Below are 25,699 nucleotides of genomic sequence, written 5' to 3'. Positions count from 1 at the left end.
GGCTAAATATTCTAATAATTAAATAATTTAATAGCTTATTCCTACAATTAATAGTTGCTATGAGATTTCCATTTCCCTTGTGAATAATATTATTTTATTTATAAAATATAGCATTCACTTAATATAAAATTTCAATACTATTATTTCAATTCCTTATTTTTGATTTATGAATCTCTTTCAAGTATATCCTTTGTTCAATATTCATTTAGAAAAAGGAATGGGCGTTTTTGTCTATGACAATCAAGACAACGAATATTTAGATTTTTACGGCGGTCATGCGGTAATATCTATCGGTCATGCACATCCACATTTTGTAAAAAGGATAGAACAACAGTTGCATCAATTGCCTTATTATTCTAATTCTATATATATGACTATTCAGGAAGAATTGGCTCATCGTATTACTACACAGTCCAATTATCCTTCGTACGAATTATTTTTATGCAACAGTGGTGCAGAAGCCAATGAAAATGCTTTAAAACTAGCTTCGTTTTATACAGGAAAGAAAAAAGTCATTGCTTTTAAAGGTGCTTTTCATGGCAGAACTTCAGCAGCTGTTGCAGTTACCGACAATCCAAAAATTAAAGCACCAATAAACGACGATAGTTTTGTAGTACACTTGCCTTTTAATGATGAAACAGCTCTAGAAAATGAGTTTATGCATAATGATATATGTGCAGTTATTATAGAACCTATTCAAGGTGTTAATGGAATTGAAATGCCAAGCAATAGTTTCCTACAAAAAATACAACAACTTTGTAATGCACATAATGCTATTTTTATTGCAGATGAAATTCAATGTGGTTTTGGTAGAAGCGGAAAATTCTTTGCACATCAATTAGCTAATGTACAAGCTGATATTATTGCTATGGCAAAAGGTATGGGCAATGGATTTCCAGTTGCAGGTATTTTAATTTCGCCAAAAATTAAAGCACAGTACGGTATGTTAGGTACTACTTTTGGTGGTGCTCCTTTGGCTTGTGCTGCGAGCTTGGCAGTATTAGAAGTTTTAGAACAAGATAATTTAATTGAACACGCAGCAGATTTAGAAATATACATCAGAAATAAATTTAAAGATTTGCCGAACTTAGTTCAAATTCGTGGTAAAGGTTTAATGATTGGTTTAGAGTTTAATTTTCCTATAAAAGATTTAAGAAACAGATTATTATATGAAGAAAAAATATTTACAGGAAACGCCTCTAATCCAACCGTATTAAGATTATTACCAAGTTTATCTATACAAAAAGAACATTTAGATACATTATATCTTTCACTAACAAAATTATTATCATGAATCTGTTGCTCATTATGAGCGTCATTCTTGAAGATTTTATAGCACAACAAAGAAATTTACCTATCTACCACAAATAGGTTAGGAATCTGTCTTAAAAATTAATTAATTTAATATAATATATTTTTACTCCTTTATTCTCTTCCCATCAGTGTCACTCGTAGAGGACGCTGCGATAAGTTTAAATATTTTCTCAGCGTCTCTTTTGTTACGCAGAGTCCTGCTACGCTTTTTTGCCTACGCCCAGAGACTCTGCTGGGAAAAAATCATGATTTTAATAATCTTATAAAAAACAAAGAGCCGTAGCTGGGTGCAACTACGACTCTTCTCTCTTACCGCTTAAGTAAAGTTATTTTCTATTTGTTATACTGGATAATCTACTTTTTCTATGGCTGCATCTGCAATGGCTCTTCTTACATCTTTAGGATTGATATCATAAGCACTTAGTAAACCATTTACTAATCTCTTCATCGCAAATTTTTCTACACCACTAGCATAACTATCTATTGCATTATTGGCTGCCACTCTTGCTTTGTCCATTGCATCATAAATATACAATTGTACCATTTTTTCTTTAGTAGCTAAAGTATCTGGTTCAATTTTTTCTGCTTTTAACTTCTTCAATCTCAACAAACCAGATTCAGACAAATAAGCTACTGCTAAGATATCTGCTAAGTTCATTACAATTTCTTGTTCGTCTACTAATTTCGTTTTTAGTTTTCTACCAGCTGCACCTGTAATTACCATAAATAATGTTTTAAAATTATTTACAATTTCTTCTTCTCTTGCCAAATAGCCATTGTTAAATGGATTGAAATTTTGTGCAATACCAACTGGAATAGTTTTCATTGCATCGTTCATATTAATTTCTTTAGTTTGGAAACCTCTTTTGTAAAACTCTGCTAATGATAACATTCTATTGATTTCGTTCGTACCTTCATAAATTTTAGTAATTCTTGCATCTCTATAAGCCATCTCAACACCAGTTTCCATTGAGTAACCCATTCCTCCAAAAATTTGAATAGCTTCATCGGCTGCAGTACACATCATTTCTGAACCTTGTACTTTTAAAATAGCACACTCAATAGCATACTCACGCATTGCATTTATTTTAGCATCGTTGGCAGTAGCACCTTCTGCTAATAACTCATCGTGTTTAGCATCTACATTAGCACCAGTTCTATACACAGCAGATTCTAGTACAAAAGTATCTGAAGCAATTTTACCAATTTTTTGTTTCATAGCACCAAAATCTGAAATTGGTTTATCGAACTGTACTCTTTGTGTAGCATATTCTACTGCTGTTTTCAACCCAAATTTCATTCCACCAACAGCACCAGCAGCAATTTTAATTCTACCACTATTTAAAATATTCAATGCCATGTTAAATCCTTTAGCTCTCTCTCCTAGTAAGTTTTCTTTTGGAATTGGAACATTGTTAAAAAATACTTGCACTGTAGAAGATGCTTTGATACCCATTTTCTTTTCTTCTTTACCAATTTCAATACCACCAAAATCTTTCTCTACTATAAACGCAGATAGTTTTTTGTCGTCATCAATTTTAGCAAATACAATAAAAATATCAGCAAAACCACCATTGGTAATCCACATTTTTTGTCCGTTTAAAATATAGTGTGTACCTGCTTCGTTTAAAACAGCATTAGTTTTACCACTATTTGCATCAGAACCAGCAGTTGGCTCAGTTAAACAATAAGAACAAGCATACTCGCCACTAGCAATTTTAGGTAAATATTTTTGTTTTTGTTCTTCATCACCATACCATACAATTGGCAAAGAACCAATAGAAGTTTGAGCTCCAATTGTTGTAGCAAAAGAAAATCCAAGAGCAATAGCTTCAGTAAAAACCAAACCAGTATTAAAGTCTAATCCCATTCCACCGTATTCTTCTCCAATAGACACACCACATAAACCTAACTCTGCTGCTTTATCAAAAATGCCTTTAATGGTATCCATATCTTTAGATGCATCTAAAAGAGCAGCTTTTTCAATTCCCATGCCATGAACTTCTTGAATACAGAAATCTTTTACCATTTCTAGTATCATTTTTTGTTCTTCAGAAAGTTCTTCTGCTATAAAAACATTTTTAGGATTTTCGTCTTTTACTAAGAAAGAACCACCTACTAAGTTTGATTTATGCTTTGCCATAATATTTGATTTTAATTTTGTACTAATTTAAGTAAAAAAGCAATGCATGCATTGAATTTTTTGTTTTTAAAAAGTTAAGAATAGATTAACTAATTCAAAATGTTTATTTTATATTTGAACTCATGAACTATAAACAAATTTCTTTTATTCTAATATTCTTCATTTTGCTATTGCAAACTAGTGCTAATGATATTGACCTTAACCTAACTAATAGTAATGTTGTTTTGCAAAAAACATTTGCTGCTGCATCTGAAGCTATAATTAATGACCAGCTAGAATTTAAAGTGGATAGTAATTTAGTATTAGTCGACTCTATGCATTTTACTGTCGACTTTTTAAATTTAATGAAAGGATTGCAGATTCAAGATTATAGATTTCCTGGTGGTACTATAGGCAATTATTATCATTTTCTTGGTAATGGACATGGTATAGATACCATGGATTTTGAGTGTAAACCCAAAGGAGGTTATGTATATGCACAGCTACCTTTTGATCAATTTTTTGATAAAAATCTAATGTATTATTTTGCAGAGTTTATGCATTATATGCAACAAAATGAAACAGAAACGAAAGGTGTTTATTATCATCTAAATATTCAAAAACATATTTTTCATAAACAACTCATGGTAGCCAATCCATTTATCAATGCAATGTTTAATAGTTTATTTGACAGTGCAACTATTAATAAACCAGTTGTAAATTTTAGTCCAACTGATTTAGATTATTATGTTAATACTTTAAGTACTGTAAAAAGAAATACTTTTACCAATAACATCAAAAATTATTTAGCTAATGATAGTGCTTTTAGATATTATTTTTTAGAAAATATTGCTTCTATTAATTTCTTAGTACAGAATAATATCAAAATAAAAGGAATTGAATTAGGCAATGAGACACAAGCAGAGTATTTATTATATGATGATGATTTATCTTTACTTGGTTTTGATTGTAATAATATTCCAGACACTATTGAAGTAAATGGTTTTGAAAATTTACGAATGAGAGATTATTTGGAAGGTATTTATAAGCATTGGATTATTACTTCGATGTATGCCGATTTTATAAGAACCAATTATCAAATTCCGACTGGCGTTCCTGCATCTACGCATTATGCTTATTTATATGTAAGTACTGATAGTTCATATCAAATAAGAGATAATTATGGAAGAGCAGAAAGAGAAGCACATTTATGGAATAGATTTTTAGCAAACGACAATACTTTTGATGCGATGATTCCTCATTACTACACTGGTAGATATATTCCTTGTGGAACTTATGATACTGCCTTAACGATTGTTTCACTTGATGAATTGTATAATTACTCCTTAGATTTTTTAAAGAAGTCTGCTGAAGACTTATTTAACTACCAAATGACTCAACTAGTTGATGATATTGGCAACAAACGAATTTGGGTTACGGAATGGAATTTAAATGGCAATACTTATATGAATAATACTTTTATGCATAGTTATTTTATACAACAAATGTTTTTAAATGCAATAGAAATTCAAGAGCAAAACTTATTTAATATAGATACTTGGATCATTCATAACCTAGCAAGTTCTTCTTATATTTTTGCTTTGGTACAAAGTGCCTCTAGAGGAAATGGACATAGTTATAAAAAGTTTTTAGGTGCTGACATTTTTGAACTATGGAATACTACACTCAACCATCAAGTAAAAAGATTAGATTACGACTGGAAAACGCTTCTAAATACAAACAATAAATATATTAATATAGATGGATTTATCAACGAAACAAAAGACAGTATTATACTACATTTCGCTAATCCAACTAACGACACTATATTAATAGATTTTAATGCTATTTCGTTTACTAATAACGATTCTATTTTTACAGGAACAGTAGTAAATGAATATGTTTTAAATGCAAACAGTTGGCAAAGCAATAATACTGCATGCTATGAACTCAATTCTAACACACTAGATAAGTCATATATTATTAATAATCAATCATTATCACAAGAAAGCACTTATACAATTCCTAATTTTAGTATTGGAAAAATTACTTTAGCACTAAATAAAAGTATTCCATCAAAAATAACAACTAATAAAAAATCACTTAAATTAAAACTCTATCCAAACTTATCTAAAAATAATATTACGGTGCAATTAGAAAATCAGTCTGCTACCAAACATAAATTTCAAATAGTAGATATTAATGGCAAAGTAATTCATCAGTTTTATAATAATCAATCTAACTTTACTATAGATATACATGACTATAAGCAAGGCACTTATTTTTTAAAGGCAGAAGATAGTCAGCAAAACTATGTTATTGAAAAATTTATTATTCAGCACTAATTTTTTTGACGAACGACCATATAAGAATGACAGACTAATAAATCTTTTTCTGTATAATGTTTAAAAGCAGTGTCAATATGCATTGCTTGTAGCTCGGCAATTGGTCCATTGTTGTTTTCTTCTATTAAGACTTCAAAATTATTTTGTTCAAATAGATTTCTAAAATCAGTAATTCGCAAACGGTTTTGAGGTAAAATATTATTATCAATTAGCTGCCATTTTTTTGGTGAGTACTTCAAATAATTAAATACCGAAATTGACTTATCAAAATGCGAGAAATGGTCTGTCATATCTATAAAATGACTCATCAATCCACTAGGTTTTAATAACAATTTAAATGTAGTCATCATATGCTTTAAATCATTTGGAGCAATATGTTCAAAGGTATTATTAGAATGCAATAAATCTATACTATGCATTTCTATTTTACTTTTATTAATATCTTCTAACAAAAACAAAAACCCAAGTGAATGAAATGCATCATTAAACTGTTGTTCGTTATCTATTACTAATAAATCATTTAATTTGGTAAGTCTGCTTTTATCAACAGTAATATATTGTTGTAAAACTCCATCTTCATAACTTTTATTAATGCGTATAATAGTTTGCTTAATTTTATCTGCCGATGTCATATCATTAATATCAACAGAATAAATTTTATTGGCACCAGACAAATACATGCATATTGGAATTATTGGATATCTTCCTGTACCTAACTCTAGTGTAGTAAACTCATTCTTTAAATTACTGTATTTAAAAAAATATTGTAAGTGTTTTTGAACATGAATTAATTTGTCAGTAAAAAAAACATCTGTAATACTAGTTCTTTTAGTAACATATTTTTGTAGTAGCTGATTGGTTTGCTGTGTAAAAGGAAGTAAAGAAATAAACTTTTGTGCAGCAGCTTTAAGCATCCATTTTTTCATAATCGTAAATCTTCATCAAAAGTAAAATTTTATATTTAAAGTCAATATACTCAAATCAAAAAAAACAAATAACAAAAATTAGTTATATTTTCTTTGCAAGTTTACAATTTTAGTCTTATCTTGCAAGCGATGAAAAAAACAGCATTATCTCTATTTATATGTGTATTTTTATTAAATAACAACGCTAAGTCTGAAACTATATTTGAATATGTCACTTCAATATGTACAAAGTACAATATAGATGGTGCTTCTTTTATTAATTTCTTTCAAAATGCAGGCATTGATATTGCTGCTATTGACAACTATGATATGTATGTTGATGTTTTTAAATGGCTGAACACACCTTATCGTTATGGTGGAAAAACGGAATATGGTATAGATTGCTCTCACTATGTTTTTAAAATTCAGTCAGAACAAGAAGCATATTATACTTCCTCTCAATTAGCCAATATTACAGATTTTGTTGCGAAAGAAGATTTACAAGAAGGCGACTTAGTTTTCTTCAACACAAGAGGTAGTGGTGTTTCGCATGTTGGTTTATATCTTCAAAATGGAAAGTTTACACATGCTTCTTCATCACAAGGAGTTACTATTAGTTCTTTAAACGATAAATATTGGGCAGCTAGATATGTGAAAGCTGGAAGAATTACCAATGTTAAAGAACCAGCAAATCCAAAACCAGCTCAATTTCAACAGAAAAATACCAAAGATACAGATGTAATTGAAACTATTAATTTGTATAAACAGAAATAACCAATTTTCTATTGCCTCCATTATTTCTAAATTCACCTAAATAAATACCTTGCCAAGTGCCTAGGTTTAACTGATGATTGCTAATTGGTATCATTAAAAAACTTCCAACCAAACTACTTTTAATATGTGCTGGCATATCATCACTTCCTTCAATAGTGTGTTTATAAAATGCTTCATTTTCTTTCACATATTTATCCATCCAAGCATTCATATCGTGTAAAACATCACTGTCTGCATTTTCATTAATTGTCAGTCCAGCAGAAGTATGTTTAATAAAAACATGTAGCAAACCAACTTCAGGCAAATCGTCTAAAGCATTTATAATATGATGTGTAATCAAATGAAAACCTCTAGCATATCTTGGTAATATAATTTCTTTTTGAATAATCATTGCACTTTATTATAACATAACATGGATTGTAAACCATTTTACAATACAATTAATAATTTTGTTGTATAAAGATAGTATATGTTAGCTAACTCAAAAACATTAGATAGAATTTCAGAATCTGCTACAATTAAAATGTCAGAATTAAGTAGACAGTTAAAAGCAAAAGGCATTGATGTTATCAGCTTAAGTTTAGGACAACCAGATTTTCCTGCACCAAAACACATTAAAGATGCAGCCAAAAAAGCACTAGACGATAATTGGGATGGCTACTCTCCTATTGCTGGATATTTAGATTTGAGAGAAGCTATTTGTGCTAAGTTAAAAAGAGACAATAATTTAGAGTATACGCCTGCTAATATTGTAGTATCTACAGGAGCAAAACAATCTTTAGCTAATATTTTTACTGCATTTTTAGATGAAGGTGACGAAGTAGTTATTCCTACACCATATTGGGTAACTTATCCAGAACAAGTAAAAATGTGTAATGCTACACCAGTGTATATTGAAACTACTGTTGACAGTGATTTTAAAATGACTGCAGCTCAACTAGAAGCTGCAATAACACCAAAGACAAAATTCTTAGTGTATTCATCACCATCAAATCCAACTGGTTCTGTTTATACACTAGAAGAACTAGAGGCATTTGCTAAAGTATTAGAAAAATATCCTAATGTATATATTATTTCTGATGAAATATATGAATACATTAATTATAATGGAGCACATGCAAGTATAGCACAAATTCCGTCTATGAAAGATAGAACTGTTATAGTGAACGGAATGGCAAAAGGTTATGCAATGCCTGGTTGGAGAATTGGCTATATTGCTGCACCAACATTTATTGCTAAAGCTTGTGATAAATTGCAAGGACAAACAACTTCTGGCACTAACTCTTTAGCACAAAGAGCAACTATAGAAGCTTTATTAGGCGACCAAAATCCTACGCAAGTAATGAAAGTTGCTTTTGAAAAAAGAAGAGATTTAGTATTAAATATGCTAAAAGAAATTCCGAATGTAAAATGCAATGTTCCTGCTGGTGCTTTTTATGTTTTTCCTGATATGAGTGCTTATTTTGGAAAATCATACAATGGCGAAGTGATTAAAGATGCAGACGATTTAGCTTTATTTTTATTAGATGTAGCACATGTTGCAGCAGTTAGTGGTAATGGATTTGGCACACCAGAATGTGTTCGATTTTCTTATGCTGCTAGCGAAGAACAATTAACTACTGCTTTTACTAGAATCAAAGAAGCACTAGCTAAATTGGTGTAGTATAATTAAAAGCGTCATTGCAAATTTTCGAGGCACGAAAAAATGTAGCAATCTCATTTTTTACAGAACAGGCAGATTTTGAGTCTTGATTTTTTGTTACTTTTACATCAAGACAAAAGTAAGTGACAATTAAGTTAATAGTTATATATTTTTATTTTGATTAATCAACTATCATCAAAAAACATATTGGTTATTGGAGATATTATGCTCGACCAATTTTTAATTTGTGATTTTGTAGAACAATCAAAAGAATATACAGATACTCCTATTTTTCATATACAACAACAATTACAATTTGCTGGTGGAGCTGCCAATGTTGTAAATAATTTAGTTGGATTAAATTGTAATGTAAGTTTAATTGCTGCACTTGGAAACGACAATCATGCTACGCAATTATTACAACAACTATTAGATTGTAATACACAATATCTTATTCAAGATAATGGTATTACGACCACTACAAAAACTAGAATTTTCAATCAACAACAAGCTGTTTGTAGAATTGATGACGAACAAAAAATACTAACAGAAAATATTACATCTAAAACAAATAATAATATATATACTTTTATTTCAAATAATAATTTAGATGCTATAATTTTACAAGATTATAATAAAGGTGTACTACAACCAAATACGATACAACATATACTAGAAATTGCTCAGCAAAAAAGCATACCTATTTTTGTAGATCCAAAACTGAATAATTGGCATTGTTATACCAACACTACACTGTTCAAACCCAATCAAAAAGAATTTGAATATTTTATAGGCGAACAAATACAATACGATTTCAATTATCTAAACGAAAAAGCAAAACAACTTCAACAAGAATTACAATTTGAGTATTTATTGCTTACACTCGGAAGTTATGGAAACTATATTTTTCATAATGGAGAAGGCATAATTACACCACAAAATAATCAAGTTGCCAATGCAGATGTTTGTAGTGCTGGCGATGCTGTTTTAGCCATAACAACACTAGCTATTCTCAATCAATTTTCGCTTCAAGAAATTGCAAACCTTGCTAATAAAATTGGAGCCATAGTTTGTAAACATCAATATACTTATGCTATTGGTATAAAAGATTTATGATACTAACTAGAATTTGATTTAAAACAAAGACTGTTGTCTGTTGAAATCGTTTAAGAATAAATCGGTTCTTAGTTTAGGAATTGTTCTATTAGTAAAATATTGTTTCTTAGCAATTAACATTTGTTGTTTTATAGAATCTGCAAAAATACCTTCGCCACGCATTCTTCTACCAGATTTAGTATCGGCAATTTGTCCACCATGAACTGCTTTTACTTTGTTCCAAACTTTATCTACTCTATCTGGACAGTTTTTTTGTAGCCAATCGTAAAATACTGGCTCTACTTCTTCTGGCAATCTTAAAATATTATGGTTAATGTTTAATGCTCCTGCATTGGCAACATCTTTGGCTATTTTTAATATATCTACATCGTTTAATCCTGGAATAATTGGTGCAATATTGACCATTACTGGAATATTATTTTTTGCCAACTGCTCTACTGCATACAATCTGTTTTTATATGTAGAAGTTCTTGGTTCTAGTTTTCGTCTTAAAACTTCATCAGTAGTGGTAATGCTAATTACAGTATGTACTAAACTGAGTTGTGCTAACTCACTTAACAAGTCAATGTCTCGTAATATCAATTCATTTTTGGTGATGATACCTACTGGATTTTTATACTTTAAAAGTACTTCAAGCATTTGTCTAGTAATGCCTAATTTTCTTTCTATAGGTTGATAGCAATCGGTATTTCCAGATAGCATGATGGAAGTTGCTCGCCATGATTTACTATTGAGTTTTTGTTCTAATAATTGAGCTGCATTTTTCTTAACAAGTATGATACTTTCAAAATCAATGCCTGCATTGTAACCCCAAAATGGATGCGTGTTTCTTGCGTAACAATAACTGCAACCATGTTCGCAACCTGCATATGGATTCATAGAGTATTCTAGTGGAACATCTTTACTTTTTACTTCGTTGACAATTGTTTTTGGAAATACTTCTATGAATTTGGTTTTAATTTTTTTGTCTTCCTTTTCATCATTATCAATAGTATCGTATTCATAGGTGTTTTTAGCAAACCTATGTGTTTGGTTAATTTGAGCTCCTCTACCTTTGATGTATTGGTTGGACATTCTATACTAAAAATAAAAAAACGCTTGATAAAAAATTAGAGTTCATCGTTTATTTTCAATATCTCTTCTATAATATTATTTGAAATTCTAAAATTTGTTTGAAGTAGTTTATTAATTATTGGTTTAACCTCATCAATAATTTTCATTTGTTTTGCCTTGTGAATAATACCTAAAGTTCCTGTTATTTTTAGATTTAATTGAATTGCTAATTTGCGTGCTTTTAAATCGTCTAACAATAATAACACTTCATCAAATTCTGTTGCTAAAGCAATAGCACTCGCTTCACCAGCATCAACTTGTGTCTTTAATAAATTAAAGTACTTTCTATCCTTTACAGATTGTACAGTTATCCAGTTTGGTAATTGTTCTCCAAATTCTTCTACAACTTCAGGTGTTACAATTAATTTCTCATACACTTTTAATAGTAAATCTAACTCATCTATCTTATGAAAAACAATTAGAATGCTTGCATCTGATATAATTACCTCATGCATTTGTTATATCAGTATATAGGTCGGCAACAGATGTACTAAATACAGAAACATCATATTTTCCAAGTATTTCAATAAATGCTTTTTTAGATAGTCCAACCATTTCAGCAGCTTGTCCAGCAGATAATTTAGCATCTTTATATAATTTTGTTGCAATAATCATAGAAAAATCATATTCTTTTAAATCAATATTATCTGGTATGTTAAGTTGAATTGTTTTCATTGTTCTTCTGTACTATCAAATTTATAAAAAATAATAATAAAAATCCGATCTAAAATTTTACATATAAAAAAACGCTTGATAAAAAATTACCAAGCGTTTAGTTTGTTGAAAAATATTTTTTAAGCTATCGCTGCTTCGTAATTTTTAGCTACTTGTTCCCAGTTCACTACATTCCAAAAAGCAGTAATATAGTCTGGTCTTCTGTTTTGATAATGCAAATAGTAAGCATGTTCCCAAACATCTAAACCTAAAATTGGTGTTCCTGGACATTCTGCAATATCCATAGTTGGGTTGTCTTGATTTGGTGAAGAACAAACACACAACGATTTATCTGCTTTTACACAAAGCCAAGCCCAACCAGAGCCAAATCGTGTAGCTGCAGCTTTAGCAAATTCTTCTTTAAACGCATCAAAAGAGCCAAATTGTGCCTCTATTGCTTCTGCTAATTTTCCTGTTGGCGTACCACCACCGTTTGGCGAAAGTATAGTCCAAAACAAAGAGTGATTAAAGTGTCCACCACCATTATTTCTAATAGCAGCACCAGCTTTAGATACATTTTGCATTAATTCTGCTAAGCTTTTGCCTTCCCATTCTGTTCCAGCAACTGCATTATTTAAGTTGGTTACATATCCATTATGGTGTTTACTATAATGAATTTCCATTGTTCTTGCATCGATGTTTGGTTCTAATGCATCGTATGCGTACGGTAATTGAGGTAATTCAAATGCCATTTTATATATTTTTTATGATTAAACAATAAAGTGTTACAAACATACAACAATAATTGAAAACTTATTGTTTAAGAAACTTAAAAACCATTAAATCATACAAGAAAAGCATATTAAGATTTTATAGTATTTCTTCTATTGTTTAACTATTATATTCAAATCCAAGTATATTTAAATCATTCCAAAAGTTAGGATATGATTTTGATACTACGCCTGACTCTTTAATAGTTAATGTTCCTATTTTTAATGCTAATGGTGCTAATGCCATTGCCATTCTGTGGTCTTCATAAGTATTAATTTCGTGTTGATTATAGACTTGTGGCGTACAGTTTTCTAATGTCCACTCGTTGGTGTCTTGTTGTTCTATTGTAGCAAAACCTAAATCAAATAATTCTGTATTCATAGCAGCAACTCTATCTGTTTCTTTGATTTTTAGAGTCTGCAAACCTTTAAATGTAGCATCTATACAATTTCCTGCACACATTGCCATTACTGTTTGTGCTAAATCTGGACATCGAATAAAATCATATTCAAAATAATCTACATTATTTTCTATTCCTTTAACAATAGTTATACTATTATCTATATTATATGTAGTTTTTATATTAAACTGCTCTCCTATTCTTGCAATAATGCTATCGCCTTGTATTTGTTGATTGGTTAAGCCATGCAATGTAATTTCTGCTGCTTCTGCTAAACTTGTAATTGCGTAAAAATAAGATGCTGCACTCCAATCTCCTTCTACAAAAAAATCTTTTGCTATATAATTTCCTTGTTCTACATTTATTGTATTGCCTTCAAAATTAGTAGTAATGCCAAAATAATTCATCAAACGAAGTGTCATTTCTATATAAGGAATAGATACAATTTCTCCTTCCAATTGCATAGTCAATCCATTTTCTAGCAATGGTGCAATCATTAATATTGCAGATATATATTGACTACTAATATCTGCTGGTAGTATAATTTTTCCACCACTTAGTTTTTTTCCTGTAATTCTTAAAGGCGGAAATCCTGTGTTGTTAGTATACGAAATATCTGCACCTAAGCTATTTAGTGCATCTACCAGAATTTTTATAGGTCTTTGTTGCATTCTTTCTGAACCAGTAAGTACCACTGTTCTACCTTCTTGTAATGCTAAAAAAGCTGTCAAAAATCTAAAAGTAGTACCACCAGCACCAGCATCTAAAATAGTATCATTGCTATTTAAAAGTTGCTGTAATACTAGTGTATCATCTGCATTAGACAAATTTTGAATAACAAAATCATCTTTACAAAGTGCTTGAATAATTAAAGCTCTATTGGCTATACTTTTGGAACCATTGAGCGTTATACTTCCTTTTATTGCGTGGTTTGGTGCTTTAATATGTATGGTAGCGTTATCCAAAGTTTTAGTCTTCTATTGCAAGAAAATCTTTTCTTTTTTTATACCAAATTGTAAATACTGTACCCAAAATGACTACTGGTGCTAATAGCAAATATAGAATTCCTGTATTAAAGCTTCTTGCTAAATTAGAACTTTCTGCTGCTTTTTTACACATTGGACATTGTGCTTGTACATCAAATGTTATGAGTACAAAAATCAATATTAAGCTAAAAGAAATGAATTGCTTTAATTTCATAAATCAAAGTTATACAATTTATAGTTTTTTTGTACTAATTCAATATTAATAATATGGTGCTAGTAACACATACACTAAAACACCAGTTATAGCAACATAAAACCACAATGGAAATGTAATTTTTGCCCATTTTTTATGACTTGCTATTTGATTGGTTAATGCAAAAGCAAATGTTTTTAATACCAATGGCATTATTATAGCTGCTAGTAAAATATGTGTTATCAATATAAAATAATATATATATCTAATAAAACCTTCGCCACCAAACTTAGTATCTTCTGCTTTTAATGTATGATAAAAAACATAACTAATTAAGAAAATAGCAGACAACAACATGGCTGTTAGCATACTTGCTCTATGTGCTTTTATATTTTTAGATTTGATAAAAATAACTCCTAATAACAAACAAATTGTAGTACCAGAATTAAGCATGGCATTGAACTTTGGAAAAAAATGTAAATCGAAAGAGAGTTTAACATCTGGTGGTGTTACCTTTAACAAAGCAACTACTAGTAAAGGTACCACAATAGAAATAACTGCAATAACAATATTAATATTTTTATTAGATATTTTTTGTAATGACATATATTACTTTTTATCCTTTTTTAGCTTCATTGGAATGATGTAACTAACCAATAATTTTTGAATGTCTTTTTCTAGTTTTTCCAAAGCTTCATCACTAGTACCATCATAATAACCTCTAATTCTTCCTTCTTTATCTATTAAGATAAATTTTTCTGTGTGGATGAAATCGTGTTCTCCTTCATACGCTTTTTGAGCAGTAACGAAATAACCAAAACGAGCAATATCATAAATTTCTTTTTTATTTCCTGTTAACAAATGCCACATTCTACTGTTTACACCTTTTTCTGCAGCATAATATTTTAATTTTCCAACGGTATCTGTTTCTGGATCTACCGTATATGACAATAGCAATACATCATTATCTTTTAAATATTTTTCTTGTAGCTTAACAAAGTTACTAGTCATATCGATACAAATAGATGGACATGTAGTGAAGAAAAAATCTACTACCGTAACTTTATTAGTCATAATAGAACGAGTAATGGTATCTCCATTTTGATCTAGCAATTTAAAGTATGGAATGTGATGGTAAAGTGTATCTGCCTTTTTTCTAAATTTACTATCGTTATTTTCAATAGCTTTCTTTGGACCATAAATAGGCAAACACTGTTCTGTTGTTAATGGTTGTCTATTGTTATTTATTTGATTAAATATTATAAAAAAAACAATTGGTACTAAGATGCCTATTACTAGAGCAACAGTACAACCATTTTTTCTATCATTCATTATAATATGAATTATTTACCAAAGTACTTAGTATATAAGTCTAGCCAATAAGCACCATCTACAGTAAATGCAATTATTGCCCAAACTAAAAAGATTAATGGAACACCTAGAGAAATAATAAATGCTCTTTTCTCGTATTTAAGGTGCATAAATTCTCCAATAATAAAAAATGCTTTAGCCACACTAGCCATAGCAAAGAAAATATTTAATACTATTTTAGGAACTGCATGTCCTAGACCAAGTGCTACTGCTACTTCAACTACTGTAATAACTGTTAACCAAGCTGTTGCTTTCCAAACTGCTTTTACTTGACTATTATATTGTTCTTCTGTTAAGTGTTCTGCTGACATATACTTTTAATTGCTAAATTAATTAATATTTTTTTACATTAAATAGAATGCTAGGAATACAAACACCCAAACTAAATCTACAAAGTGCCAATATAAACCTAATTTTTCTATCATTTCATAATGACCTCTTCTCTCGAAAGTGCCATTTAATGTTCCTACTAATCCGTAAACATTTAAACAAACTCCAGTAAAAACATGGAATCCGTGAAAACCAGTAATACCAAAAAACAATGCACCAAAAGAAGTTGGTCCAGGCGATACTGCCATTTTTTCGTGTACTAAATGTGTAATTCCATTAGCATCTGGTCCAAAAGGATTATAGAATGGTCTCAAACCTTCTTCTATTAAGTGTGTCCATTCCCAAGCTTGACAACCTAAGAACATTAATCCACCAACAATACCACCAAGCATCCAAATAGCGACACCTTTTTTGTTCATTCTATGACCTTCTTGTACTGCTCTTACAACAAAAACAGAACTCAAAATCAAAATAAATGTCATGATACTAACAAAACCCATTGGTGCTTTTACACCATGTAAAAAAGGCATTGCGTTAAATACTAAATTTGGATCTGGCCACCAAGCATGACTAGCTCTAATTGTAGCATATGCTATTAGGAATGCCGAAAAAGTAAATGCATCTGACAATAAGAAATACCACATCATGGTTTTACCATAACTGATGTTCATCATCGACTTTTCGCCACCTTCTCCGTTATCTGGTGTAGGATCAACAGTGTGTATTTCATGCTCTTTAACTTCTAATACTTCTGACATCTTATTATTTTAAATTAAATATTAAAAATATATACAAATAAACCCAAAGCACACCTAAAAAGTGCCAAAACAAGGTTAATAAATCTGTTCTAATAATTAAATTACCATTTTCTTTGTACTCAATTTCTTCCATGGTAATTTGACTGTCTTTTCTTCTTAACAACCATAATGCTCTTGACGATGCAATGGTTAAGAAAAATAAACCTGCAACAATATGTGCTACATGCATCACTACTATTACAAATAAAAATTGTGGTGCAGGATTTGGGTTATGTGATGGATAATATCCTTCGTTTACCAATAACATCCAACCATCATATTGTAGTTTACAAAAAATAATGCCACAAATAAGTGTAATAATTAAACCTATTGCAGTTAATACTTTATTGTCTTTTTTATTAGCTATATGTGCCACTTGAAGTGTAGCACTACTAAACAGAATGATAAATGTAGAGAAAGTAAATACAGAAGGCAAGGAAAATCCTGACCAATTGCCACCACCACCTTTTCTTACTAAGAAAGCACTCGTTAATCCAGCAAAAATCATAGCCATAGATACCAACGACAACCACATTGTGAATCGTTGTGCTTTTTGGTTTCCTTGATATTTATTTATTGCCACTTCCATTATATTTTATCTATTAATAAAGCTATAAAAGCAATTGGTAAATATATAAATGATGCAAACATTAATTGTTTAGCACTTTTTAAACTTAAGTCTGTTGCTAATTGAACACCTTTCCATAAATAGAACATACCAATTAAAACTAGCACTATACATGATATTGCACCAGTTAATCCTAAATAGTAAGGTAAACAACTAACAATAATTAAGCCTACTAAATAAGGAATATTTTGTAGTGCTGCACCTCTTGTTCTTCCTTCAGCAGATGGCAATAAGCTAAAACCAGCTTTTTTATAATCGTCATCTAATACCCAGGCAATTGCCCAAAAGTGTGGAATTTGCCAAAAGAACTGAATGGTAAATAACAATACACCACCTAGTCCAATTGAATTAGTAGCTGCTGTCCAACCAATCAATAATGGCATTGCTCCTGGAATTGCTCCTATAAAAACAGCAATTGGACTTATTTTTTTGAAAGGAGTATAAATAAATGCATATGATATTAATGCTAACGCACCTAATAATCCAGAAAAAATATTGAAATATATTGCTAATAAAGAAATACCTCCTACACCAAATACTCCTGCTATAATTGTAGCAGTAATTACACTCATTTGATTAGATGGTAATGGTCTGCTTTTTGTTCTGTCCATTAGTTTATCAGATTCTTTTTCATAAATCTGATTGATAGCATTAGATGCACCTGTAATTAAATAACCTGCAATAGATATTAATATTAGTTTTTGCCAACTAAAGGTATCTAGTGCAAATAGATAGGCAATATCTGCAGAAAATACTACCAACAAAGACAATCGCATTTTAGTTAATGCCGCCATATGTTTGAAAAACAAACTTACTGTTGCTAAAAATGATTGATTATATGTCTTAGTTGTTGATTGCATTTTTTATTTGCGTTTCAATTAATTTTAATGATGAACCGACTCTGATTTTTCTTTTTCAGAAAGTGGTTCTGTTTGAGGAATGAAATCTCTATCTTCTTCTTTACTATAATCGTATGGCCAACGGTGTACAGTTGGCAACTCTCCTGGCCAGTTTCCATGTATACCTTCAATAGGAGAATCCCATTCTAAAGTATTTGCTTCCCAAGGATTTTGACTTGATTTTTTACCTTTAAATATGCTATAAAAGAAGTTTACTAAGAATATAATCTGAGCTAAGAAAACAAATATTGTAGCAATAGTAATTACTTTATTCATAGTTGCATACTGTGTAAAAGAAGCAAACTCATCAAAATGATAATATCTTCTTGGAATACCTGATAAACCTAGGAAGTGCATTGGCCAAAATATCAAATAAGAACCTAAGAAAGTAATTCCAAAATGGATATAAGCCATGGTATCATTCATCATTCTACCAAACATTCTTGGAAACCAATGATAAACACCTGCGAACATACCAAAGAATGCTGCTACACCCATTACTATATGAAAGTGTGCTACTACAAAGTATGTATCGTGTAACTGAATATCTAAGATGGAGTTACCTAACCAAATACCAGTTAAACCACCAGAAATAAACATCGACACAAAACCAACAGCAAATACTAATGGTGGTGTAATCTTGATATTTCCTTTCCAAAGCGTGGTAATCCAGTTGAACACTTTAACCGCAGATGGAATGGCTATTAATAAGGTAAAGAAAGTAAAGACTGAACCTAAGAATGGATTCATACCTGTTACAAACATATGGTGAGCCCAAACTAAAAATCCTAAGATAGTAATACCTAAGATAGAGAATACCATTGCTTTATAACCAAAGATTGGTTTTCTAGCATGTACTGCTAATACTTCTGATACCATACCCATTGCTGGAAGAATAATGATATATACTTCTGGGTGACCTAAGAACCAAAATAAGTGTTGGAATAAAATAGGACTACCTCCAGAGTATGCTAATGCTTTTCCTCCAATAACAATATCACTTAAATAAAAGCTTGTGCCTAAACTTCTATCAAAAATTAATAATACCGCAGCAGACAATAACACTGGGAAAGATAATAGACCTATAATTGCTGTAAAGAATAAAGCCCAAACAGTTAATGGCATTTTAAACATAGTCATACCTTTAGTACGCATATTTAGTACTGTAGAAATATAATTTAAACCACCCATTAATGTAGATGCGATGAATATAGCCATGGCAATTAACCAAAGCGTCATACCTGTACCAGAACCTGGCGAAGCTTGTGGCAATGCACTTAAAGGCGGATATATCGTCCAACCACCAGATGCTGCTCCTTGTGGTGCAAATAATGAAACAAACATAATTACACCAGCCAAAACAAATAACCAATACGACATAGCATTCATTAATGGAGACGCCATATCTCTTGCTCCAATTTGTAATGGAATTAAGATATTTGCAAATGTTCCACTTAAACTTGCTGTTAATACAAAGAATACCATAATAGTACCATGCATTGTAATTAACATATAATACGATTCAGGATTTAATACTCCATCTGAATACCAATGACTGAATATTTTTTCTAAAATTGGAAAAGTAGCATCTGGCCAAGCCAATTGTAAACGAAATAAGATAGACATGAAGCCACCAATTAAAGCCCAAATCATACCTGTTATTAAGAACTGCTTACCAATAGTCTTATGATCTAAACTAAAAACATAAGTATTTAAAAAGGTTGCCGTATGATGGTGTGCATCATGACCGTCATGATGATCTACCGTATGTTGTTCAAGTATTTCTGTACTTGCCATGATTCTTAATTTATTAGTTATTAATTAAATTACTTTTTTGTTACTCTTATATCTATTCTTCTATTCTGCTGTCTTCCTTCTGCTGTATCATTAGAAGCTACTGGATGTTCTTCACCATATCCTTCTGCTTTTAATCTTTTCTTATCTACACCTAATTTCACCAATTCTGCCATTACACTTTTAGCTCTATCAGAAGACAAATTCAAATTTTCTTTAGCATCTCCTGTGTTATCAGTATATCCACCTATCTTTATCTCTACATTTGGATATGCATTTAAAATTTCAGCAATATTTTTTAATTGTTCTTGTGATGAAGGTACTAATTTATCAGATCCAGATTCAAATAATAATCTATCAAAAGAGAACCACAAATCTTTAGATACTGGTTTATCACTTTTAATAAATTCTACTAATTTTTGCTCAACGCCACCATTTAAAGCACCTTTTAATCCAAAACCATTTTCTAAAGTTAAATCGTAAGTACTAGCATGATTATCTGTAGCTGCAACTTCTTGTGTAGCTGGTGCCTCTGCAGCTTTAGCGTCCAAAGCTGGTTTAACTACAGTTTCGTAGTAAGAAGCTTGTTCTGAAACCCATTTTTTATATTCTTCTTCAGAAACTACTACTACTTTCTTTTTCATGTTGTAGTGTCCACTACCACACAATTGATTACAAGCTACCCAATAGTCGAACTCTGGATTATTGGTTTCTTTACGCATTTCTTCTGTAGTAATGGTTGGTGTAAACCATAATTTTGTAGGAATACCAGGAACTGCATCCAACATCATTCTAAATTCTGGAATATAAAAAGAGTGAATTACATCTAATGCACCAATATTTACTAAAACTGGTTTATTAACTGGTAATACTATTTCATCTGCAATAAAGTCATCATGACTATCTTTATCACTCCAGTTAACACCTAGTTCGTTGTCTAGTGTAACAAGCGTAAAGTCACGCATCCCTAATTTTCTATCTTGACCAGGATATCTTGCAATCCAAGAGAATTGTTTACCTGTTACTTCTATAACTACTGCTTCTGTTGGAGCATCAGAAAATACTTTCAACCATTTGCTAATTCCTAAACCAATTAAAGCTGTTAAAACAATAGCAGGAACGACAGTCCAAGCTAATTCTAATTTATGATTATCTGGATAGTATAATGCTTTTCTATCTTTTCTATAGTGATATTTATATACAAAGTAAAACAACAATATCTGTGTTACAAAAAACATGATACCTGTTATAACTATTGTGGTATTCATTAAGTTGTTTACCCACATACCTTGTTCTGTAGCTGGTGTTGGTAGGAATTTGTGGGCACTTGTAACAGTAGAAATTACTGCATAAATAAGCATCACTAAACCAACAATAGCTAAATAAAGTGCACTTTTTGAGTGGTTTTTAACTTCCTCTTTATCATTTTTAAGTGCCTTTATTAAGTCTGATACTTTACTAATTTGAAGTACTACAACAAATAGTAAAACTAACGATAATATTCCTAAAATTAAGCTTGACATGTTCTAATCTATTTTTTAAATATGATGCTTATAACTTTCTTCTACATATGGATGTGTTGATGAAGACAAATCCTTTACTTTAGATAGTGACCATAGTGTGATATATGTAAATATACTACCTATAATTAACAATCCACCTAAACCAATTAAACCGAAACCACCTTTTGGTACCATTGGAGGACCAACCATTAAATAAAAATCCATCCAGTGACCAATAATTAGTATTATTGCCATGATAACAGTTGTCATTTCTTTTCTTTTTGAATCTCGCTTCATCAAAATAAAGAAAGGTAAAATAAAGTTGATTACAAATGTTAAATGGAATAAGATTCCGTAGTTATCTAATTTTCTTCTTAAGATAAAGAAAGAAGTTTCTTCTGGTATATTTCCGTACCAAATTAACATATATTGGTCGAACCATACATAAGTCCAAAATACAGATAATGCAAACATTAATTTAGCAATATCGTGTGTGTGGTTAGCATTTACGCCTGGTAATAATCCTTTGCTTTTTAAGAAGTAAATTAATAATAAGATGATTGACAACATTGTTGTAGCAGCACTAGCCATAGTATACCAAGGAAACATTGTACTGTACCAATGTGGTTGAACAGACATTGACCATGTCCAAGTACCAAATGTAGAAATAACAAATGCTATTAATACAATAGAAATTGCTGATATTTTTCTACTATCAGAGAATAAAGCTAATGAAGGTGCTTCATCTTGAGCAGTTAAGTTTTTCCACCATCTGTATGCTAACATGCAAGAAAGTAATCCAACGATAGCAGACACTATCCAAAACACTGTAGGATTTAAATAATCGCTTTTAAAGAATAATATCTCATCGAATCTTGGATCTGCTTTATCATACAAGTATTTGTGCATCCATTCAAAAATATCATGACCAAATACAGCTGCAAATGCTAGAATTAATCCTAAGAACAAATAAATTGACCTAGTCATTGCCAAAGGAATTTTTTGAATTTGAATTTGCCAACCACCCCAAGCAATTGTAGTAGCTGCTAAGAAAAAGATTGCAGCAACACAAACAAAAAATCCGTATAAAAATAAAGCATAAAAGTTTGCTAAAAATATTTTTAATGGACTTGATACTGTTGCAGCTTCGTGTTCGCCATGAGCATTATCTGCATGATGTGTATCAGCTTGTGCTTCATCATGAGTAGCATGACTATTTTCTGCTACTTCAGCATGTCCTTCTGTTGCACCATGTTCTTCTACATGTTCTACTTTTGGATTAGAAGCTTTTTTGTATTTCAAAGCAGAAATACCAAAACCAAGTGCCAATATAATAATACCAACTATAAGTGTAGTAAATATTTTAGACTTAGTTCCAGATTCAAATTTATAAGTATTCATTTAGTTTACTATTTTATCTTTTATTAATTGCTTGCTTCTTCTGTAGTTGCTACTGTTTCATCGGCACTACTAGTAGTTGATGCACTTGCAGATTTTTGTAATGTATTTACATATTCTAATACCAACCATCTTTCTCTATTGTCTAATTGTGTAGCATAAGAACCCATTAATCCTTTACCATATATTAGTGAATGATATCTTTGACCTTGTGGTTTAGTTAGCAATGCTTCTGAAGTATAAGATGGTGGTGGTGGAAACTTATTGATTTCAACAAGATGACCTTGACCGTCTCCTTTATCTCCATGACAAATTGCACAATTAACTGTATAAAGATGTTTTCCTGTACCTTTAATTTCATCTTCTGTAAAAGAAAATGGATTGGTTATTTGAGTAGCTGCTTGTTCATAAGCTTCTGCTGTGTTAGGTAATGGATAGATATATTTACCTTGAGCCACGCTACCTTTTGGAGGCAATTGATCGGTTTTACCATCTTTAAAAATTGGATTTGGTGAACCAGCATCATAAGCAACGCTTTCTACCATCTCTGGCATATATGATCTTCCTGGCTTTTTATTATTTCTAATACAAGAAATTGATAAAAGCGATATAGTTAATATTGATATTTGAATATATTTAAACATTGTATATTAAATTTCTTTTTGATAAACTTCTACAGCTCCTTCTTTTTTCAATAAATCAGCAATAGCATCAGTATCTTGAGAACCATCCATTTCAAATGTCATAGCAAACATATCATCGGTAGTTCTTTCATCTACAATTTTAGGTTGTTTTCCTGGATAAAGATTACATAAGTAATAGAATGCTACAGTCATACCTACTGCGGCATAAAGTACTGTATGCTCAAAACAAATAGGCACATAAGCTAATAATCCCCAATAAGGTTTACCACCAAAAATAGTAGGATAATCAAAGGCATTAATGAAAGTAATCATACCTAAAGAAACTATTAGACCTGTAAGTCCAAAGAAAAAACCTGCTGTATGTAAGCTAGTACCTTTTAGACCCATTTCGTGTTCTAAACCATGAACAGGAAAAGGTGTAAAGCAATCGGTGATTTTGAAACCAGCTTTTCTTACATTTTTAACTGCGTGTAACAATACATCGTCGTCGTTAAAAATGCCTACTAAATATTTTTTTGTATCACTCATACTAATGAATCATGAATTATTTAATTATAAACTAAATCTTTTTCTTCTACATTTTTATACACTTCCATGTCTTTAACTTCTGCCAACTGACCAGCTCTGTATTGATTTCCAGAAACTTTTAAGATAGATTTTACCTCTGCAATTGCAATAGTTGGGAAGAATCTACAGAACATTAGGAACAAAGTCATGAAAATACCTATTGTACCTACATAAATACCTACTTCAACCCAAGTTGGTCTATAGTAAGAGAAACTTGATGGCAAATAGTCTCTATGTAATGAAATAACAATAATCACAAATCTTTCGAACCACATACCTATATTGACAAATATAGACATCACAAATGTTACATATATATTTCTTCTAAATTTTCTTATCCAAAATATTTGAGGCGATACCAAGTTACAGAACATCATCGTCCAGTAAGCCCAGGCATAAGTACCTCCTACTGCTCTTGTAGCAAATTGGAATTGTTCGTATTGATTACTAGAATACCAAGCTGTAAACAACTCTGTTAAATAGGCAATACCAACCATAGTACCTGTAAGCAATAGTACTTTGTTCATTGACTCAATATGTGCTAAAGTAATGTAGTCTTCTAAATTAAGAATATATCTTGCTACTAGCATTAATGTTAGAACCATAGCAAAACCAGAGAAAATAGCACCAGCAACGAAATATGGTGGTAAGATTGTGGTATGCCAACCTGGTATAACTGAAGTAGCAAAGTCGAAAGATACGATAGTGTGTACTGAAAGCACTAATGGCGTAGATAAACCTGCTAATATTAAAGACAGTGATTCCCATCTTTCCCAATGTTTAGCAGAACCAATCCAACCAAAGCTTAATAGGTTATAAAACTTCCATCTTCCTTTAGATTTAGAACGGTCTCTTATGGTAGCAAAATCAGGTACTAAACCAGTATACCAAAATAATAGAGATACTGTAAAGTAAGTTGAAATTGCGAACACATCCCAAAGAAGTGGTGAGTTAAAGTTTACCCAAAGTGGTCCTCTTGTATTTGGATATGGGAAGATAAAGAAAGCGTCCCATACTCTACCCATGTGAAATACTGGAAATAAACCCGCACAAACCACGGCAAAGATAGTCATTGCCTCAGCAGCTCTGTTTACACCAGTTCTCCATTTTTGACGGAATAATAACAAGATAGCAGAGATAAGTGTACCAGCGTGACCGATACCAATCCACCAAACGAAGTTGGTAATATCCCAAGCCCAACCAATTGTTTTATTAGCACCCCAAGTACCAATACCAAAAACTACTTCCCATACGAGACAAAAAACACCGAAAGCAGCTACAATAGCTGAAATGGTTGTCCAAAATAACCATTTAGGTTGTAGTTTTCCTGTAGTAGGACGAACAATATCAGTAGTAATATCCTTATAGGTTTTATTACCCTGTACTAATGGTTCTCTTAATGGTGATTCAAAATGACTAGCCATATTCTATTAA

26 protein-coding genes are annotated in these 25,699 nt (G+C 30.9%); 5 read left to right on the top strand and 21 right to left on the bottom strand.

Translation table 11 applies throughout. The features are described 5' to 3' along the window. Nucleotides 1-166 precede the first annotated feature (166 nt). Nucleotides 167-1,294, top strand: a complete 1,128-nt coding sequence (locus H6553_04455; protein ID MCB9033068.1) for an aminotransferase class III-fold pyridoxal phosphate-dependent enzyme — start codon at nucleotides 167-169, stop codon at nucleotides 1,292-1,294. A gap of 360 nt (nucleotides 1,295-1,654) precedes the next feature. Here H6553_04455 and H6553_04450 read toward each other — a convergent pair whose 3' ends face one another. Next, a complete protein-coding gene (locus tag H6553_04450) occupies nucleotides 1,655-3,457 on the bottom strand; it encodes an acyl-CoA dehydrogenase family protein (GenBank protein ID MCB9033067.1) in 1,803 nt (600 codons plus the stop codon). A 122-nt stretch (nucleotides 3,458-3,579) separates the two neighbouring features. Between H6553_04450 and H6553_04445 the strand changes: the two genes are divergently transcribed. Further along, nucleotides 3,580-5,781, top strand: a complete 2,202-nt coding sequence (locus H6553_04445; GenBank protein ID MCB9033066.1) for a T9SS type A sorting domain-containing protein — start codon at nucleotides 3,580-3,582, stop codon at nucleotides 5,779-5,781. Here H6553_04445 and H6553_04440 read toward each other — a convergent pair. Then, on the bottom strand, nucleotides 5,778-6,707 hold the full coding sequence (locus H6553_04440) for a methyltransferase domain-containing protein (GenBank protein MCB9033065.1): 930 nt from the start codon (nucleotides 6,705-6,707) through the stop codon (nucleotides 5,778-5,780). The two genes, H6553_04445 and H6553_04440, sit on opposite strands and share 4 nt — an antisense overlap. Before the next feature lie 129 nt (nucleotides 6,708-6,836). Between H6553_04440 and H6553_04435 the strand changes: the two genes are divergently transcribed. After that, nucleotides 6,837-7,460 (top strand): C40 family peptidase, encoded by a 624-nt coding sequence (locus H6553_04435; protein ID MCB9033064.1) that lies wholly within the window; start codon nucleotides 6,837-6,839, stop codon nucleotides 7,458-7,460. On the opposite strand, the gene H6553_04430 is transcribed toward H6553_04435, so the two are convergent. Beyond that, nucleotides 7,438-7,851, bottom strand: coding sequence for a YjbQ family protein (locus tag H6553_04430; protein ID MCB9033063.1), 414 nt, complete (start codon nucleotides 7,849-7,851; stop codon nucleotides 7,438-7,440). The two genes, H6553_04435 and H6553_04430, sit on opposite strands and share 23 nt — an antisense overlap. 78 nt (nucleotides 7,852-7,929) lie before the next feature. On the opposite strand from H6553_04430, the gene H6553_04425 reads away from it, so the two are divergent. Further along, nucleotides 7,930-9,123 (top strand): pyridoxal phosphate-dependent aminotransferase, encoded by a 1,194-nt coding sequence (locus H6553_04425; protein ID MCB9033062.1) that lies wholly within the window; start codon nucleotides 7,930-7,932, stop codon nucleotides 9,121-9,123. Nucleotides 9,124-9,279: 156 nt separating this feature from the next. Continuing rightward, on the top strand, nucleotides 9,280-10,218 hold the full coding sequence (locus H6553_04420) for a hypothetical protein (protein MCB9033061.1): 939 nt from the start codon (nucleotides 9,280-9,282) through the stop codon (nucleotides 10,216-10,218). An 18-nt stretch (nucleotides 10,219-10,236) separates the two neighbouring features. Here the strand turns inward: H6553_04420 and H6553_04415 are convergent, their stop codons facing one another. From H6553_04415 to nrfD, 18 genes are all read right to left on the bottom strand, one after another. Continuing rightward, nucleotides 10,237-11,292 (bottom strand): PA0069 family radical SAM protein, encoded by a 1,056-nt coding sequence (locus tag H6553_04415; GenBank protein MCB9033060.1) that lies wholly within the window; start codon nucleotides 11,290-11,292, stop codon nucleotides 10,237-10,239. A 35-nt stretch (nucleotides 11,293-11,327) separates the two neighbouring features. After that, nucleotides 11,328-11,786: a DUF3368 domain-containing protein gene (locus H6553_04410; protein ID MCB9033059.1), complete on the bottom strand. Its 459-nt coding sequence runs from the start codon at nucleotides 11,784-11,786 to the stop codon at nucleotides 11,328-11,330. Further along, nucleotides 11,779-12,006 carry a UPF0175 family protein gene (locus H6553_04405; protein MCB9033058.1) on the bottom strand — a complete coding sequence of 76 codons (228 nt, stop codon included), beginning with the start codon at nucleotides 12,004-12,006 and terminating at the stop codon, nucleotides 11,779-11,781. Before H6553_04405 ends, H6553_04410 begins: the two co-directional genes overlap by 8 nt. A gap of 119 nt (nucleotides 12,007-12,125) precedes the next feature. Beyond that, the gene (locus H6553_04400; protein ID MCB9033057.1) at nucleotides 12,126-12,737 is read right to left on the bottom strand and encodes a superoxide dismutase; all 612 of its coding nucleotides are present in this window, start codon (nucleotides 12,735-12,737) and stop codon (nucleotides 12,126-12,128) included. Between the two features lie 139 nt (nucleotides 12,738-12,876). Then, nucleotides 12,877-14,106, bottom strand: coding sequence for a 3-phosphoshikimate 1-carboxyvinyltransferase (locus H6553_04395; GenBank protein ID MCB9033056.1), 1,230 nt, complete (start codon nucleotides 14,104-14,106; stop codon nucleotides 12,877-12,879). Nucleotides 14,107-14,125: 19 nt separating this feature from the next. Then, nucleotides 14,126-14,356: a hypothetical protein gene (locus H6553_04390; GenBank protein MCB9033055.1), complete on the bottom strand. Its 231-nt coding sequence runs from the start codon at nucleotides 14,354-14,356 to the stop codon at nucleotides 14,126-14,128. Between the two features lie 45 nt (nucleotides 14,357-14,401). After that, nucleotides 14,402-14,941, bottom strand: coding sequence for a DUF420 domain-containing protein (locus H6553_04385; protein MCB9033054.1), 540 nt, complete (start codon nucleotides 14,939-14,941; stop codon nucleotides 14,402-14,404). Nucleotides 14,942-14,944: 3 nt separating this feature from the next. Beyond that, a complete protein-coding gene (locus tag H6553_04380; GenBank protein ID MCB9033053.1) occupies nucleotides 14,945-15,667 on the bottom strand; it encodes an SCO family protein in 723 nt (240 codons plus the stop codon). 11 nt (nucleotides 15,668-15,678) lie between these two features. Next, nucleotides 15,679-16,017: a cytochrome C oxidase subunit IV family protein gene (locus H6553_04375; protein ID MCB9033052.1), complete on the bottom strand. Its 339-nt coding sequence runs from the start codon at nucleotides 16,015-16,017 to the stop codon at nucleotides 15,679-15,681. A gap of 33 nt (nucleotides 16,018-16,050) precedes the next feature. Continuing rightward, nucleotides 16,051-16,794 carry a cytochrome c oxidase subunit 3 gene (locus H6553_04370; GenBank protein MCB9033051.1) on the bottom strand — a complete coding sequence of 248 codons (744 nt, stop codon included), beginning with the start codon at nucleotides 16,792-16,794 and terminating at the stop codon, nucleotides 16,051-16,053. Nucleotides 16,795-16,798: 4 nt separating this feature from the next. Beyond that, complete coding sequence (locus H6553_04365) at nucleotides 16,799-17,416, bottom strand: cytochrome oxidase subunit III (protein MCB9033050.1); 618 nt, start codon at nucleotides 17,414-17,416, stop codon at nucleotides 16,799-16,801. Between the two features lie 5 nt (nucleotides 17,417-17,421). After that, a complete protein-coding gene (cyoE, locus tag H6553_04360) occupies nucleotides 17,422-18,321 on the bottom strand; it encodes a protoheme IX farnesyltransferase (protein ID MCB9033049.1) in 900 nt (299 codons plus the stop codon). A 24-nt stretch (nucleotides 18,322-18,345) separates the two neighbouring features. Continuing rightward, nucleotides 18,346-20,157, bottom strand: coding sequence for a cbb3-type cytochrome c oxidase subunit I (locus H6553_04355; GenBank protein MCB9033048.1), 1,812 nt, complete (start codon nucleotides 20,155-20,157; stop codon nucleotides 18,346-18,348). 29 nt (nucleotides 20,158-20,186) lie between these two features. After that, nucleotides 20,187-21,677: an OmpA family protein gene (locus H6553_04350; protein ID MCB9033047.1), complete on the bottom strand. Its 1,491-nt coding sequence runs from the start codon at nucleotides 21,675-21,677 to the stop codon at nucleotides 20,187-20,189. Nucleotides 21,678-21,692: 15 nt separating this feature from the next. Continuing rightward, entirely contained in the window at nucleotides 21,693-23,057 is a 1,365-nt protein-coding gene (locus tag H6553_04345; GenBank protein MCB9033046.1) for a hypothetical protein, read from the bottom strand. A 23-nt stretch (nucleotides 23,058-23,080) separates the two neighbouring features. After that, nucleotides 23,081-23,698 carry a cytochrome c gene (locus H6553_04340; protein MCB9033045.1) on the bottom strand — a complete coding sequence of 206 codons (618 nt, stop codon included), beginning with the start codon at nucleotides 23,696-23,698 and terminating at the stop codon, nucleotides 23,081-23,083. A gap of 6 nt (nucleotides 23,699-23,704) precedes the next feature. Next, nucleotides 23,705-24,226: a DUF3341 domain-containing protein gene (locus tag H6553_04335; GenBank protein MCB9033044.1), complete on the bottom strand. Its 522-nt coding sequence runs from the start codon at nucleotides 24,224-24,226 to the stop codon at nucleotides 23,705-23,707. Nucleotides 24,227-24,246: 20 nt separating this feature from the next. Continuing rightward, nucleotides 24,247-25,689: a polysulfide reductase NrfD gene (gene nrfD, locus H6553_04330; protein MCB9033043.1), complete on the bottom strand. Its 1,443-nt coding sequence runs from the start codon at nucleotides 25,687-25,689 to the stop codon at nucleotides 24,247-24,249. Between the last annotated feature and the right edge of the window lie 10 nt (nucleotides 25,690-25,699).

It is taken from the genome of Chitinophagales bacterium, from assembly GCA_020636535.1.
In the GTDB taxonomy this organism is placed as follows: Bacteria; Bacteroidota; Bacteroidia; order Chitinophagales; family JADIYW01; genus JADJSS01.
Note: the sequence above shows the minus strand (reverse complement) of the source record. Positions and strands in the feature narration are given on the sequence as shown.

Excerpts from the sequence above, each read along its gene's own strand:
- H6553_04455 (MCB9033068.1), top strand. The coding sequence starts at position 167 with ATGAATCTCTTTCAAGTATATCCTTTGTTCAATATTCATTTAGAAAAA.
- H6553_04450 (MCB9033067.1), bottom strand. The coding sequence starts at position 3,457 with ATGGCAAAGCATAAATCAAACTTAGTAGGTGGTTCTTTCTTAGTAAAA.
- H6553_04445 (MCB9033066.1), top strand. The coding sequence starts at position 3,580 with ATGAACTATAAACAAATTTCTTTTATTCTAATATTCTTCATTTTGCTA.
- H6553_04440 (MCB9033065.1), bottom strand. The coding sequence starts at position 6,707 with ATGAAAAAATGGATGCTTAAAGCTGCTGCACAAAAGTTTATTTCTTTA.
- H6553_04435 (MCB9033064.1), top strand. The coding sequence starts at position 6,837 with ATGAAAAAAACAGCATTATCTCTATTTATATGTGTATTTTTATTAAAT.
- H6553_04430 (MCB9033063.1), bottom strand. The coding sequence starts at position 7,851 with ATGATTATTCAAAAAGAAATTATATTACCAAGATATGCTAGAGGTTTT.
- H6553_04425 (MCB9033062.1), top strand. The coding sequence starts at position 7,930 with ATGTTAGCTAACTCAAAAACATTAGATAGAATTTCAGAATCTGCTACA.
- H6553_04415 (MCB9033060.1), bottom strand. The coding sequence starts at position 11,292 with ATGTCCAACCAATACATCAAAGGTAGAGGAGCTCAAATTAACCAAACA.
- H6553_04410 (MCB9033059.1), bottom strand. The coding sequence starts at position 11,786 with ATGCATGAGGTAATTATATCAGATGCAAGCATTCTAATTGTTTTTCAT.
- H6553_04405 (MCB9033058.1), bottom strand. The coding sequence starts at position 12,006 with ATGAAAACAATTCAACTTAACATACCAGATAATATTGATTTAAAAGAA.
- H6553_04400 (MCB9033057.1), bottom strand. The coding sequence starts at position 12,737 with ATGGCATTTGAATTACCTCAATTACCGTACGCATACGATGCATTAGAA.
- H6553_04390 (MCB9033055.1), bottom strand. The coding sequence starts at position 14,356 with ATGAAATTAAAGCAATTCATTTCTTTTAGCTTAATATTGATTTTTGTA.
- H6553_04385 (MCB9033054.1), bottom strand. The coding sequence starts at position 14,941 with ATGTCATTACAAAAAATATCTAATAAAAATATTAATATTGTTATTGCA.
- H6553_04380 (MCB9033053.1), bottom strand. The coding sequence starts at position 15,667 with ATGAATGATAGAAAAAATGGTTGTACTGTTGCTCTAGTAATAGGCATC.
- H6553_04375 (MCB9033052.1), bottom strand. The coding sequence starts at position 16,017 with ATGTCAGCAGAACACTTAACAGAAGAACAATATAATAGTCAAGTAAAA.
- H6553_04370 (MCB9033051.1), bottom strand. The coding sequence starts at position 16,794 with ATGTCAGAAGTATTAGAAGTTAAAGAGCATGAAATACACACTGTTGAT.
- cyoE (MCB9033049.1), bottom strand. The coding sequence starts at position 18,321 with ATGCAATCAACAACTAAGACATATAATCAATCATTTTTAGCAACAGTA.
- H6553_04355 (MCB9033048.1), bottom strand. The coding sequence starts at position 20,157 with ATGGCAAGTACAGAAATACTTGAACAACATACGGTAGATCATCATGAC.
- H6553_04350 (MCB9033047.1), bottom strand. The coding sequence starts at position 21,677 with ATGTCAAGCTTAATTTTAGGAATATTATCGTTAGTTTTACTATTTGTT.
- H6553_04345 (MCB9033046.1), bottom strand. The coding sequence starts at position 23,057 with ATGAATACTTATAAATTTGAATCTGGAACTAAGTCTAAAATATTTACT.
- H6553_04340 (MCB9033045.1), bottom strand. The coding sequence starts at position 23,698 with ATGTTTAAATATATTCAAATATCAATATTAACTATATCGCTTTTATCA.
- H6553_04335 (MCB9033044.1), bottom strand. The coding sequence starts at position 24,226 with ATGAGTGATACAAAAAAATATTTAGTAGGCATTTTTAACGACGACGAT.
- nrfD (MCB9033043.1), bottom strand. The coding sequence starts at position 25,689 with ATGGCTAGTCATTTTGAATCACCATTAAGAGAACCATTAGTACAGGGT.